Annotated in this window: 9 protein-coding genes, 1 pseudogene and 1 riboswitch; of the genes and pseudogenes, 8 read left to right on the top strand and 2 right to left on the bottom strand. The window is 64.4% G+C overall.

What is annotated here, in order from left to right:
- From VJ811_RS10820 to VJ811_RS10795, 6 genes and pseudogenes are all read left to right on the top strand, one after another.
- Positions 1-465 (top strand): annotated as a pseudogene (locus VJ811_RS10820) (ABC transporter substrate-binding protein); the annotation flags it as partial.
- Complete coding sequence (locus VJ811_RS10815; RefSeq protein ID WP_324072277.1) at positions 462-1,388, top strand: sugar ABC transporter permease; 927 nt, start codon at positions 462-464, stop codon at positions 1,386-1,388. The pseudogene VJ811_RS10820 and the gene VJ811_RS10815, both read left to right, overlap by 4 nt.
- The gene (locus VJ811_RS10810) at positions 1,385-2,200 is read left to right on the top strand and encodes a carbohydrate ABC transporter permease (RefSeq protein ID WP_324072276.1); all 816 of its coding nucleotides are present in this window, start codon (positions 1,385-1,387) and stop codon (positions 2,198-2,200) included. The genes VJ811_RS10815 and VJ811_RS10810 overlap by 4 nt, the downstream gene beginning before the upstream one ends.
- A 23-nt stretch (positions 2,201-2,223) precedes the next feature.
- Positions 2,224-2,976 carry an alpha/beta hydrolase-fold protein gene (locus tag VJ811_RS10805; protein ID WP_324072275.1) on the top strand — a complete coding sequence of 251 codons (753 nt, stop codon included), beginning with the start codon at positions 2,224-2,226 and terminating at the stop codon, positions 2,974-2,976.
- A complete protein-coding gene (locus tag VJ811_RS10800; protein WP_324072274.1) occupies positions 2,973-4,319 on the top strand; it encodes a GH1 family beta-glucosidase in 1,347 nt (448 codons plus the stop codon). The genes VJ811_RS10805 and VJ811_RS10800 overlap by 4 nt, the downstream gene beginning before the upstream one ends.
- Positions 4,316-5,182 carry an endonuclease/exonuclease/phosphatase family protein gene (locus tag VJ811_RS10795; protein ID WP_324072273.1) on the top strand — a complete coding sequence of 289 codons (867 nt, stop codon included), beginning with the start codon at positions 4,316-4,318 and terminating at the stop codon, positions 5,180-5,182. Before VJ811_RS10800 ends, VJ811_RS10795 begins: the two co-directional genes overlap by 4 nt.
- Before the next feature lie 31 nt (positions 5,183-5,213).
- On the opposite strand, the gene VJ811_RS10790 is transcribed toward VJ811_RS10795, so the two are convergent.
- Both VJ811_RS10790 and VJ811_RS10785 read right to left on the bottom strand, forming a co-directional pair.
- Complete coding sequence (locus VJ811_RS10790) at positions 5,214-6,722, bottom strand: glucoamylase family protein (protein ID WP_324072272.1); 1,509 nt, start codon at positions 6,720-6,722, stop codon at positions 5,214-5,216.
- A 68-nt stretch (positions 6,723-6,790) separates the two neighbouring features.
- Positions 6,791-9,826, bottom strand: a complete 3,036-nt coding sequence (locus VJ811_RS10785; RefSeq protein WP_324072271.1) for a TonB-dependent receptor — start codon at positions 9,824-9,826, stop codon at positions 6,791-6,793.
- Positions 9,827-10,075: 249 nt separating this feature from the next.
- Here VJ811_RS10785 and bglX point away from each other — a divergent pair, with 249 nt between their 5' ends.
- Together bglX and VJ811_RS10775 are read left to right on the top strand one after the other, a co-directional pair.
- Entirely contained in the window at positions 10,076-12,394 is a 2,319-nt protein-coding gene (gene bglX, locus VJ811_RS10780; RefSeq protein WP_324072270.1) for a beta-glucosidase BglX, read from the top strand.
- A gap of 43 nt (positions 12,395-12,437) precedes the next feature.
- Positions 12,438-13,691: an MFS transporter gene (locus VJ811_RS10775; RefSeq protein ID WP_324072269.1), complete on the top strand. Its 1,254-nt coding sequence runs from the start codon at positions 12,438-12,440 to the stop codon at positions 13,689-13,691.
- A 78-nt stretch (positions 13,692-13,769) separates the two neighbouring features.
- A riboswitch (cobalamin riboswitch) is annotated at positions 13,770-13,988 on the top strand.
- The last annotated feature ends 34 nt before the right edge of the window (positions 13,989-14,022 follow it).

Here is a 14,022-nt window from a genome sequence, read left to right as displayed (position 1 = left end):
AAGACCCGCCTTGCCCCCGCGATGCAAGACAATTGGGCAACCGCACCGAACCCCGGCCCCGACGGTATCGGATCGGCGGCGCCGGGCGGATCGAGCCTCGTCGTATTCGCGGGTAACGACCAAGGCGATGCGGCATGGGATATGGTGTCGCGGCTGATGGCGCCCGCCGCGCAGCTCAAATTCCAGCAGCTCACTGGCGACTTGCCCGCGCGGCGGTCGGTGTGGGCGAAGGCGGGGTTGGCGGACGATCCGATCGTGGCGCCCTTCGCGACCCAGCTCGACCATGCGACACCGCTGCCCAAGGTGCCCGAGTGGGAGCGCATCGTCACCGAAATGCAGATCGTCGCCGAGCGTATGGTGCGCGGCCAGTATAGCGTCGACGAGGCCGCGAAAGAGATCGACGTCCGCGCCGACCGCTTGCTCGAAAAGCGGCGCTGGATGCTGGAGAAGGGACGCGCGCGGTGAGCGCGCAGCGGCGAACTAACCAAAGCGCGAGCGCCGCTGGCCGGGTCAGCGAAGCGCGCGCGGGTTGGGCGATGTCGTCGCCCGCGCTTGCCGCGATCATCCTCTTCTTCGTCCTGCCGGCGGCCGCGTCGCTGGCCCTGAGCTTCACCGATTTCGACATCTACGCGCTCGCCGACATCGGCAATCTGCGCTTCGTCGGTTTCGATAATTACGAAAGGCTGATCGGCAACCCGCTGTTCTGGAAAGCGGTGACGAACACCTTGCTGTTCGTCGGCTTCGGCGTGCCCTTCATCGTCGCGCTGTCGCTGTTCGCCGCGATGCTCGTCAACTCGCGATGGCTCAAATGGCGGCCGGTGTGGCGCGTCGCGCTGTTCGCGCCCTATGTGACGACGCTCGTCGCGACCGCGGTGGTGTGGCGCTACCTGCTCCACACGCGCTACGGCCTCGTCAATTACCTGCTCTCGCTGTTCGGCATCGCGCCGATCGACTGGCTCGGCGATCCGCATGCGTCGCTGCCCGCGATCCTGATCTTCGTCGGCTGGAAGACCTTCGGCTATAACATGATCATCTTCCTCGCCGCGCTCCAGACGGTGCCGCGCGAGCTCGACGAGGCGGCGCGGATCGACGGCGCGGGCTGGTTCACGCGCCTCCGCCACGTCACCCTGCCCGCCATCGCGCCCACGGTGCTGCTCGTCTCGGTGCTGACCGTCGCGGGCATGTTCCAGCTATTCGCCGAACCCTATGTGATGACGCAGGGCGGCCCCGCCCAGTCGACCGTCACCATCCTCTATTTCATGTATGAGGAGGGGTTCAAATGGTGGAACCTCGGGTCGGGCGCGGCGGTCGCCTTCCTGTTGTTCCTCTGCATCCTTGCGGTAACTTTGGTGCAGTTGCGGCTGGCCAGGCGGGGCGGCGCGATATGAGCCTGCGCCGCTGGTCCGTGACCTTGCTCGCCGCGCTCGTCGCGCTGCTCACCATCGCACCCCTGCTCTGGATGCTCTCGGTCAGCTTCATGGCGCGCGGCGAGGCGTCAGGGTTCCCGCCGCCGCTGCTGCCGAGTGATCCCGGCCTCGACAATTACCGCATGTTGTTCGGCACCTTCGGCATCGGGCGCTTCCTGCTCAACAGCCTGCTGATCTCGACGCTCGCGACCGCGCTCGCGCTGCTGTTCACCATCCCCGCAGGCTACGCCTTCGCCAAGCTGCGCTTCAAGGGCCGCGACGCGACCTTCCGCCTGCTCGTCGCGGCGCTCGTCGTGCCGGGGCAGATCGGGATGCTGCCCTTGTTCCTCGAACTGAAGGCGATGGGGCTCGTCAACAGCTATGCGGGCGCGCTGGTGCCGTGGCTCGCGGGCATCTTCGGCATCTTCCTCGTCCGCCAATATTGCCTCTCGATCCCCGACGAAATGCTCGAGGCGGCGCGGATCGACGGCGCGAGCGAGGGCCAGATATTGCGCCGCATCGTCCTGCCGATCCTGACCCCGATCGTCGTCACGCTCGCGCTCTTCGTCTTCCTCGGCAGCTGGAACGATTTCATGTGGCCGCTGATCATCCTCGCCGATCAGGATCTCTACACGCTGCCCGTCGCGCTCGCCGCGATGAGCCGCCAGCATGTGCAGGACAATGAGCTGATGATGGCGGGCGCGGTCGTCACCACGCTGCCCGTGCTCATCCTCTTCCTCGCGCTCCAGCGCTTTTACCTGACCGGCCTCCTGACCGGGAGCGTCAAGGGATGAGCCATATAACCAAGGACAGATGCATGACATATTGGACCGCGGCATTGCTCGGCCTCGCCCTCGCCGCTTCGCCCGCCGCCGCAAAAACCAAGACCATGCCGGTCGAAGGGCAGACGCCGCAGCAGCCGATCGAGGCCGGCAATTATCCCTATCAACTGTTCGTGCCGAAGGGCTATCGGACCGACACCGCGAAGCAATATCCGCTGCTGATTTTTCTCCACGGATCGGGCGAGCGCGGCGACGATGTCGCGAAGGTCAAGGTCCACGGCCCGCCCAAGATCGCCGAGCGCGACCCGGCCTTCCCTTTCCTGACCGTGTCGCCATTGCTCGGCACCGATCAGGATTGGGACATCCAAAAGCTCGACGCGCTCGTTGACCATGTCGCCAAGACGTATCGCATCGATCCCGCGCGCGTATATCTCACCGGCCTCAGCCGCGGCGGCCACGCCAGCTGGCGCTGGGCCATTGCCGAACCGAAACGTTTTGCCGCAGTCGCCGCCGTTGCCGGGCGTGGCAATCCGGGCGAGGCGTGCCGGTTGATGGATCTGCCCGTCTGGGCCTTTCACGGCGACCGCGACGACGTCGTCACGCCCGAAGGCAGCTTCGACATGGTGCGCGCGATCCGCGCATGCGGCGGCCGCAAGGTCCGCCTCTCCATCTACCCCGACCTCGGCCACAATAGCTGGGATCCCGCCTATGACGACCCGGCGCTCTACGCCTGGCTGCTCGAACAGAAACTCCCCTCCCCGATGAATACCGACAAGGACGACAAATGACGCAAACGATTTTCCCCGACGATTTCCTGTGGGGCGCCGCCACGGCCGCCTATCAGATCGAAGGATCGCCGCTCGCCGACGGTGCGGGCGCGAGCATCTGGCAGCGGTTCAGCCACGACCCGCGGCTGATGGCGGTCAAGGGCGACACCGGCGATATCGCGTGCGACCATTATAACCGCATGCCCGCCGACGTCGCGCTGATGAAGGAACTGGGGCTGAAAGCCTATCGCTTCAGCGTCAACTGGGGCCGCGTGCTGCCCGAGGGCATCGGGCGCGTGAACGAGCCGGGGCTCGATTTTTACGAGCGGCTGGTCGACGAGTTGCTGAAGAATGACATCGAACCGCTGCTGACGCTGCACCATTGGGACCTGCCCGCGACGCTCGACGACAAGGGCGGCTGGCTGAACCGCGACAGCGCGGCGTGGTTCGCGGAATATGGTTCGGTGATGTACCGTCGCCTCGACGGGCGCGTGAAGAAGTGGGTGACGCTCAACGAACCCTGGGTGATCACCGACGGCGGCTATCTCCACGGCGCGCTCGCGCCCGGCCACCGCAATTTGTTCGAAACCCCGATCGCGAGCCACAATCTGATGCGCGCGCATGGGGCAGCCGTGCAGGCCTATCGCAGCGAAGGCGCGCACGAGATCGGACTCGTCGTCAATATCGAGCCCAAATATCCGGCGAGCGACAGCGCCGAGGATATTGCCGCGACCGCGCGCGCGCATGCCTATATGAACCGCCAATATCTCGACCCGGCGCTGAAAGGTTCGTACCCCGCCGAACTCGCCGACGTGTTCGGCGAGGCATGGCCCGAATGGCCGGCCGAGGACCTGAAGGCGATCTGCCAGCCGGTCGATTTCATCGGGATCAACTATTACACGCGCAACGTCGTGAAGGCCGACCCGAACCAGTGGCCCGTCGGCGCCTCGCCGGTGAAGCAGATCGCGACGCACACGACGACCGACTGGGAGGTCTATCCGCCCGCGCTGACCGACATGCTCGTCTGGTTCCGCGACACCTATGGCGATATTCCCGTCTATATCACCGAGAATGGCGCGGCCTTCTACGATCCTCCGACCGCCGGCCCCGACGGGATCGACGATCCGCTGCGCTGCGATTATCTGCGCACCCATATCTCGGCGATCGGCGATGCGATCCGGAAGGGCGTCGACGTGCGCGGCTATATGGCCTGGTCGCTGCTCGACAATCTCGAATGGTCGCTGGGTTTCTCGAAGCGCTTCGGCATCGTGCATGTCGATTATGAAACGCAGGTGCGCACGCCGAAACGCAGCGCGCGTTTCTACAGCAGCGTGATCGCCGCCAATGGAGGGAATCTCGGATGAAAAACGCACTGATCCTCGCCGCCGCGGCGCTGCTTGCCCTTCCCGCCGCCGCGAAAGAACGCGCCGATCATTATGAGGCGATGACCTATAACATCCGGCTCGACCTCGCCTCGGACGGCGACAACGCCTGGCCGCACCGGCGCGGCGCGCTGATCGCGCTCGTCGCCTATCAGGCGCCCGATTTTGTCGGGATGCAGGAGGTGCTGCATCACCAGAAACAGGCGGTCGAGGCCGACCTGCCCGGCTATCAATTCGTCGGGGTCGCGCGCGACGACGGCAAGGAAAAGGGCGAATATTCGCCGCTGGGTTTCCGCCGCGACCGCTTCACCTTGGTCGGATCGGGCACCTTCTGGCTGTCGCCCACGCCGGACACCCCGAGCAAGGGATGGGACGCCGCACTGCCGCGCATCGCGACCTGGGCGCGGCTCCACGACCGGGCCGCGAAGCGCAATTTGCTCGTCGTGAACACCCATTTCGACCATATCGGCGAGGTCGCGCGGCAGGAAAGCGCCCGTCAGATCCGCCGCTGGATCGACGGACAGCGCAAGCCGGGCGAAACCGCGCTACTGATGGGCGACTTCAACAGCCCCGCGACGAGCAATCCCTATGCCGCGATCGTCGAGCCGGGCAAAGGCGCGCTCCGCGACAGCCGCATCATCAGCCGCACGCCGCATTACGGCCCGCTCGGCACCTTCACCGGCTTCAAGATCGCGCAGATGGACCCGAGCCCGATCGACCATATCTTCGTCAGCGACGATGTGCAGGTGCTGCGCCATGCGACGCTGACCGATCAGAATGGCGGCAAGCTGCCGTCCGATCATTATCCGGTGGTCGCCGACCTGTGTATCGGCAAGGGCTGCTGACACTCCAGTGCCCCGGCGAAAGCCGGGGTGCTTACTCTGCCTTGGCCTTGTCGAGCCAGCCGCCGGTGAAGCCGATGCGCTGGAGCCCGCGGACGATATGCGGGTTCCCCCGCATCACCTTCCACACGAAGCCGCTGCGATGGTTTTCCATCATCGCGAGGATCGGCCCCTGATCGATGCCGAGATAGTCGTTGGCGACCCAGCCGTGGACCGGGTCGACCGTGCCGCTGCGCATATTCGGCTCGGCGAAGGTGAAGCTGGGGTTGAACGCATCCTTGAAGCCGTAGCGCGTATAGAGGCGCGGACCATATTGCGTGCGCATCGCCATCAGCGCGGGGATCGCCACTTCGGGCGCGAAGGCGACCGAGCCGCCCGCCGCGGTCGGGACGACCGTTCCGTCGTCGACGACGCGGATCGCGCTGACGCCGCGTGCCATATAGCCGTTGAAGAAGCGCGGGGTTCCGCCGACGCTATATTTGTCCTTCGAATATCCCGGCCCGTCGGACGCGGTCCAGCCCCAGACATCGGCGCTGTAGCCCGTCCATTTGTTCGGATTGTCGGCGCCATAGGCGCGCTGCGCCAGCGTCGCGCGGCGGCTGTTCTCGAAATAGTCGATGCCTTTGCCGCGCATGAAATCGTCGCGGATGCCGCGGAAATCCACCCAGACATGGCTATATTGATGGCCGAACAAAGGCTCGAACTGCAAATGCTGCTGCCCGTGATAGGTGCCCCAGTCCTTTTCGAGTTCGGCGGCCCAGCCCTTGTCCCACGCGTCCTTGCCGACGGGGTGCGTCGGCGAACCGAGCGCGAGGACATAGACGAGCATGCCCTCGTTATAACCGACCCAGTCGTGCGTCTCGAAACCCTTCTCGGGCTTCCACCCCATGGTGATGCCGTGCGAACCCGCGAGGTTGCGCGCATCGGTGCCGGTGTTGGTGCGCTGGACGAAGGTCCAGTCGACGCGGGTGTAGATTTTCTCGGCCAGGTCACGGATCTCGGCCTCGACCGGATCGTTCCGGTCATAATAGCTTTGCGCGAACAGCGCGCCGCCGAGGAACAGGCTGGTGTCGACGGTCGACAATTCGGTCGTCTTGTGGCGCGTACCGTCGTCATTCTTCAGGAAATGATAAAAGAAGCCCTTGTAGCCCGTGGTGCCCGCGGCCGCCGGCCCCTGCGGTGCGGTCCAGTAGAAACGCAGGCAGTCGCGCGTGCGCAGCGCCGCCTCGGCGCGCGTCACATAGCCGCGCTCGGCGCCGATGCCGTACGCGGTCAGCGCGAAACCCGTTGCCGCGATCGACGAAAAGGGGTTGCTCGGCCAGCGATCGGGCGCGAGGCACCGCTCGGTATCGGTGGTGTCCCAGAAATAGCGGAAGGTGCGCTGGGTCAGCTCTTCGGAAAAGGCCGCCTCGGTCAGCGGCGGCAGCGGCACCGGAGGGTGGGTTGTCGCGACCGGAGCCGCAGGGGACGATCCGGGCGTAACAGCGCAGGCGGTGGTCAGCGCCACCAGCGGCAGGGCAAGCGCCCCAATCCGGAACGACATTCGATACTCCAAAAATTAGGCGCCCGGCCCGCGGGAGGGGGGTGCGGGCCGAGCGCCTGGTCAGCCGGTCAGAAAGAGAATCCGGCCGATAGCTTTACCGTCCGCGGCGTGTTCCCGCCAACGCCAATGCCCGAAATTTCGAGGTAGCGGGGCGACGACGGGTCGTTGTTGTAATCGACATAGTTGCGATCGTTGAACAGGTTCAGAATGTCGACGCGAAGGCGCAAGCGCGATTCCTCGCTGATGAACTTGAACGGGATATATTTTGTGATCGCGACGTCCATCTGACGGAAGCCCCAGCGATCACCATTGCCGTCGGCCTCGTTCGAGATGACCGTGCGGCTGGGGTTCGCTCCGCCTTGGTTGATGAACGCCTTGAGGTAGGGCGGCGACGCGATCTGGAACTTGCCCGACAGCGTCACGCCGATCGGCAGATCGACCGAACCCGTCGCGACGAGCCGATGCTTGCGTACCCCGCTCGAGCGCGTAACGGTATAGTCCTCCAGCGACGGGAAATCGAGGCTGAAGGTCTCGCCAAACTGCCGGTTTTCCTCGGCTTGGGTATAAGTATAGGTTGCCGAGAAGCTCCACGGCGATGCCACGGTGTAATTCTTGACGAGTTTGAGATAGCCCGTGTCGGCGCTGGTTTCGATCCCGTTGGTTCCGATGATGATCGACCCGAAGCCCGGAGGCGCGAAACCGAAGGGTGAGTTCGGCGCTGCGGGGGCCGGCGGGAAGAAAGTGCCGTCGGGGCGACGGTTTCCGAGCAGATAGGCAAAACCGTCCTTCGACTCGATATGGCTATAGCCGACCTCGGCCTCGAACAACGGAGTTACCCTGGCGCGGAAGCCCAGGCTGAACTGGTCCGAATAGGGAACCTTCAGGTCGTTGTCGATGAAGCGCAGCTCGCGGCCACCGCCCGCCCCAGCCCCGGCGAGCAGCTGCTGGCGGCCCGCTTCGGTCAGGTAGATCGGGTTCCACGGCACACAGGTCGGCCCGGGGGCACAAGTGTTGTTCGGATCGCCGGTGATGAAGTTGAACGTCCGCGTGGTGAAGGATCCGACGCTGATTTCCTGTTGCAGGAAATCGAACTGGTTGCGGTCATACGAACGGCCGGCCCCGCCGAACACCACAAAGCGCCCTTCGTCGTCGAGTTCGTAGCTGAAGCCGATGCGCGGCTGCCACGCGCCCTTGAACGCCTTGCGCTCGCTGCCCGTCGATATGAAGTCGCGGATGTCGTAATCGGCGTTCACCAGATTCGGATAATTGGCCGGCGACACCGCGTTCACCGCGTCGGCGGGATGGACGAAGTCGAGGAAGGCGGGGGTGCGCTCATAATCCCAGCGCACGCCGAGGTTCAGCGTCAGACGGTCGGTGATCTCCCAATCATCCTGCACATAGACGCCGAACTGGAAATTCTTCGAATTGATGATCGGGTCGCCATTGCCCGTCGAGGCGCCGAACTGGACGCGGTAGGGCACATCGTCGTTGAAGGTGCCGCCACCCGGGTTGAACGCCGGGTTATAGGTATAGACAGGGTTGAAGCTGTTGAGCTGCAGCGAATTGAGTTCGACCCATTTCGCCTTGGCGCCGACCTTGATCGTATGACCCTCGAACCCGGTCCAGGTAAAGTCGTTCTGAATACCCCAGCCCTTCTGCCCCTTCTCCTGGAAGTTGCTGCCGCCGCCAACGCGCAGGACGTCGCCGCGGACAACGACGCCCGGCTGGGGATTGGTGGGCGAAGGGCCGGCATATGCAAAGAGAAAGCCGTTGCCGAATTCGGTCGGGGTCGGCGCCCATTTGACGTCTTCGTAGGTCAGCTTGAAATCGTTGATCCAGTTGTCGGCGGTATGCTCCCAGCGCCCGGTGATGCGCAGTTCCTCGACATCCTGCGAGCTGATCGTGCTGCGCGCGTTGATGCCGCTGCTCAGGAATTCGCCGCTTTCCTTGCGATATTTGCCTGACAGCTCGATCAGGTCACTGCTCGACGGCTGGAAATTGAGTTTGCCGAAATAGAGATCTTCGTTGAACGTCGAATTGGTCGGACCGAACACGTCCTGATATTCGGACGGAAAATAGGTGACGGGAAGGCTGAGTCCCGGACGGACATCGACCGGCTGCTGCTGGCGCTTGCCTTCATAGGTCACGAAGAAGTGCAGCACATCCTTGATGATCGGGCCGCCCAGCGCGCCGCCGAACTGGAAATCCTTGGTCTTGACCTTGCCCGTCGTCAGTTCGCTCGGACGCGCGTCACGCAGGCTCTGATTGGTGAAATCGATGAAGGCTTCGCCGTGGAATTCGTTGGTGCCCGACTTGGTCACCGCGGTGATCGCAACCGAGCTGACCTGGTCGAACTCGGCCTTATAGTTCGACGAAATCACGCGATATTCGCCGACCGCAAGCTGCGGGAAGGGGTTGCCCTGCGTCGAATCCTGGCCGGTGATGCCGTTCTTGAGGATATAGTCCTTTTGCCCGACGCCATCGATGAAGATGTTGACGCCGCGGCTGTCCTGGGCGCCGCCCTGCAGGCGCGACTGGCCTGTGCTGCCGGTCACGAACTGGACGCCCGGCGCGAGGTCGGCAAAGGCCAGGAAGTTGCGGTTGTTCTGCGGCAACACCTCGATCTGGCGCTGAGTGATGTTCGAGCCGACCTCGCCGCCCTCCATCGAACGGATGCGGGTGCCGGTAACGATGATCGCGTCGTCGCCGCCCTCGGCGATGTCGGGCTGCGAGAAGTCGAAATCGAGCACGGCGCTCTGTCCGACCGAGAGGGTGAATTCGTCGGTGTTGCGCACGCCGCCCGGCGTCGTGATTTCAAGCCGATAGGTTCCGACCGGCAGCGAGGCGATATTGTAGCTGCCGCTCGCGCCAACCGTCGCGGTGCGGGTTAGACCGGTGTTGACGTTGATCGCGGTGACCTGGGACACGCCGCCCTCGGCCTTTACCGTGCCGCGCAGCGAGGCGTTCGACACTTGGGCATACGCAGGTGTCGCCACCCCGACGGCGAGCGCAGCTCCGGCACTGCTCCATGCCAGCGCGGCAGCAAGCGTTCGGGCACGCGACTGGCGTGCAGAATTGGTCTGAAAATCATGCGGAAACTTCACGGCATCCTCCCTTTTAAGCGCCCCGACATTCCCCGCTTTCGCCTCATTCGCTGGCCGGCCTTGCCTCCGGTGCAGCGACGAATCGCGGGAAATCGCGTCGTTGTTTTTTTGATTTGTAACCGGTTTCACGATCACTGTATAGGGGGAAGCGACACAGATGGATGCAATCGGGGACCAGCCGGTTTTCGGCCGAAATTCGGCCAATCCGCGTGACAATGTATAAGCAAACCCGACTGGGAAGGACGAATCATGCCGCCGATGACGCGCAACCTCACATGCCTGACGCTGGCCACCCTGATGGTGGCGGGACAGCTCTCCCCCGCCCCGCTGATGGCAAAGCCCATAACGAGCACGAACGAGACGGCTCCCATGGATTCCGCGGGCTGGATGCGTCCCGATCCGAAGATGGATCGCTTCATCGCCGACCTGATGGCGAAGATGACGCTCGACGAGAAGGTCGGGCAATTGTCGCTGCTGACCAGCGATTGGGATTCCACCGGCCCGACGATACGTCAGGGCTATCAGGACGATATTCGCAAGGGTCGCATCGGGTCGATCTTCAACGCCTTCACCGCAAAATATACACGCGAACTGCAACGGTTGGCGGTCGAAGAGACACGGTTGAAGATCCCCCTGCTCTTCGGTTATGACGTCGTCCACGGCCACCGCACCATCTTCCCCATCTCGCTCGGCGAAGCGGCGAGCTGGGACTTAAAGGCTATTGAAAAAGCAGCAAGAATTTCGGCCACCGAGGCATCGGCGGAGGGCATTCACTGGACCTTCGCACCGATGGTCGACGTCGCGCGCGACCCGCGCTGGGGCCGCATGTCGGAGGGCGCGGGCGAGGATGTCTACCTCGGCAGCAGGATCGCGGTCGCACGCGTGCGCGGTTTTCAGGGCGACGATCTGAAGCGCGTCGACACGGTGCTCGCGACCGCCAAGCATTTCGCCGCCTATGGCGCGGCGCAGGCGGGCCGCGATTACCACACGGTCGACATTTCCGAACGCACGCTGCGCGATGTCTATCTGCCGCCGTTCAAGGCCGCGGCCGACGCTGGCGCCGCCACCTTCATGACCTCGTTCAACGAATATGACGGCGTCCCGGCCTCGGGCAGTCACTATCTGCTGACCGACGTGCTGCGCAAGAAATGGGGCTTCAAGGGTTTCATCGTAACCGATTACACGTCGATCAACGAAATGGTCCCGCACGGCTATTCACGCGACCTGAAGCAGGCCGGCGAACAGGCGATCAACGCCGGGGTCGATATGGATCTGCAGGGCGCGGTGTTCATGGATCACCTCGCCAAGTCGGTGGCCGAGGGCAAGGTCGACGTCAAACGTGTCGATGAGGCGGTGAAGGCGATCCTCGAAATGAAATATCGCCTCGGCCTGTTCGAGGATCCCTATCGCTATTCGGACGAGGCGCGCGAAAAGGCGACCGTCTATCGCCCCGATTTCCTCGAAGCCGCGCGCGACGTCGCGCGCAAGTCGATCGTGCTGCTGAAGAACAAGGCGGGTGCCCTGCCCCTCGCGGCAACCGCGAAATCGATCGCGGTGATCGGCCCGCTTGGCAACAGCAAAGAAGATATGATCGGCAGCTGGTCCGCCGCGGGCGACCGCAAGGAGCGGCCGGTGACGCTGCTCGAAGGGATGCAGGCACGCGCCCCCAAGGGCACGACCGTCGCCTATGCCAGGGGCGCCGGCTATCAGTTCGCCGACGCGGGCAAGCGCGACGGTTTTGCCGAGGCGATCGCGCTGGCGCAGAAATCGGACGTCATCGTCGCCGCGATGGGCGAGCATTGGAACATGACCGGCGAGGCGGCGAGCCGCACCTCGCTCGACCTGCCCGGCAACCAGCAGGCGCTGCTCGAAGAGCTGAAAAAGACCGGAAAGCCGATCATCCTCGTGCTGATGAGCGGGCGTCCGAACAGCATTGAGTGGGCCGACGCCAATGTCGATGCGATCCTCGATGCCTGGTATCCGGGCACGATGGGCGGCCATGCGATCGCCGATATTCTCTATGGCGACTACAACCCGTCGGGCAAATTGCCGGTGACCTTCCCGCGCAACGTCGGGCAGGTGCCGATCCATTACGACATGAAAAACACCGGGCGGCCGATCAAGCCCGAGGATCCGAACGCCAAATATGTCTCGCGCTATCTCGATACGCCGAACACTCCGCTTTATCCGTTCGGCTACGGCCTCAGCTACACGAGCTTCGCTTATTCGCCGGTGTCGCTCGACAAGGCGAAAATCCGTCCGGGTGAGAAACTGACCGCGACCGTCACAGTGACCAACAGCGGCGCGCGCGATGGCGAGGAGGTCGTGCAGCTCTATGTCCGCGACCTCGTCGGATCGGTGACGCGGCCGGTGAAGGAGCTGAAGGGCTTCGAGAAGATCAGCCTCAAGAAGGGCGAGAAACGAACGATCCGCTTCACCCTGACCGACGCCGACCTGGCTTTCACGCGGCAGGATATGAGCTGGGGCAGCGAACCCGGCGAGTTCAAGCTGTGGGTCGGGCCGTCGTCGGCCGAGGGATCCGAAGCCAGTTTCGAACTGACCGAATAGCGCGGCCTTGCCGAGGGTGGCGGGCCGGGTTACGCGACGACATGTGAGTCCCGACACGCCGCCCCCACCCTCCACGCTCCCGCCCTCCGCGCTTGCGCCCTTCCGCTACCCGGCGTTTCGCGCGATATGGATCGCGAACCTCGCGTCGAACATGGGGTCGATGATCCAGTCGGTCGCCGCCGCGTGGCTGATGACCGAACTCACGAGCTCGCACCTGCTGATCGCGCTGGTGCAGGCGGGCGCGACGATCCCGATCCTGCTGCTCGGCGTTTTCGCGGGCGCGATCGCGGATAATTTCGACCGGCGACGCGTGATGCTCGCGGCGCAGACGGGGATGCTCATCGTGTCCGCGCTGCTCACGCTAACCACCTATCTCGACGCGATCACCCCACTGACCCTGCTGTTCTTCACCCTCGCGGTCGGATGCGGGACCGCGCTCAACGGCCCGGCGTGGCAGGCGTCAGTGCGGCTGCAAGTCGGTCCAAGGGATCTGCCGCAGGCGATCGCGCTCAACACCATCGCCTATAACCTTGCGCGCAGCGTCGGCCCGGCGCTGGGCGGGCTGCTGATCTCGATTGTCGGGGCGGCAGCGGCCTTTGGCCTCAATGCGATCAGCTATATCGTGCTGATCGTCGTGCTGCTGCGCTGGCATCCCGAAACCACTCCGCGGCGCCGCACCTCGATGCTGACCGCGATCGCCGCGGGCATCCGTTTCTGCGCGCAGTCGGACCCGGTACGCCGCGTGCTCATCCGCGGCTTCGCCTTCGGTTTCGGCGCCGCGGGGTTCCAGGCGCTGCTGCCGTCGCTCGTCCGCGACCGGCTGCACGGGACCGAGGTCATCTATGGGCTCTGCCTCGCCGCCTTCGGCGCGGGGTCGATCTTCGGTGCGCTGTTGGTGAGTTCGGCACGGCACCGCTGGGGCAGCGACCGGGTGGTGACCGCCGCCTCGCTCATCTTTGCCGCCGCGATGCTGCCGGTCGCGCTGACCGCCAGCCTGCCGTGGACCATAGTTGCCGCCTTTGTCGCAGGAGGCGCGTGGGTGTCGATGCTGACGACGCTCAACGTCGCGATGCAACTCCGTTCGCCCGAGGAAATCCTCGGCCGCTGCCTGTCGATCTATCAGGCGGTAACCTTCGGCGCGATGGCGCTAGGCGCCTATGCGCTCGGCCTGATCGCCGACCTTGCGTCGCTGCCGACGGCGATCCTCGTTTCGACCGTCTGGCTTGTCCTGACGGCGCTGGTCCTGCGCTTCGTCGCCCCGATGCCGCGGCGCAATGAGGGACAGCTCCTGCCCTAAGCGCCGCTCGTCGAACGCCAATAAAGCCGTTTGCGCAAAACCGCCGTTCCGCTATGAGCGACGCGTGCGGGGCTTGCCTCGCGCATGATCGCGCCGGTGCCCGGAAGGGCTTAAAATGGGAACGCGGTAACGGGGTTCGTCCTGAACCCCCGAAGCCGAGGCTGTCCCTGCAACTGTAAGCGGCGAGCGAGATGCACCGGTCCGAAAATTTCGGATCAGCCACTGGGGTCACCTGGGAAGGCGTGCATCGAGCCCTGACCCGCGAGCCAGGAGACCTGCCGGCGTGGGTCGCTCAATGCCAAGGCCCAGGGAAAGGCCGCGGCACGGAGGT

Source organism: Sphingopyxis sp., assembly GCF_035250425.1.
In the GTDB taxonomy this organism is placed as follows: domain Bacteria; phylum Pseudomonadota; class Alphaproteobacteria; order Sphingomonadales; family Sphingomonadaceae; genus Sphingopyxis.
The sequence above is the reverse complement of the archived record's forward strand: the minus strand, read 5'-3'. Positions and strand labels throughout refer to the sequence as shown.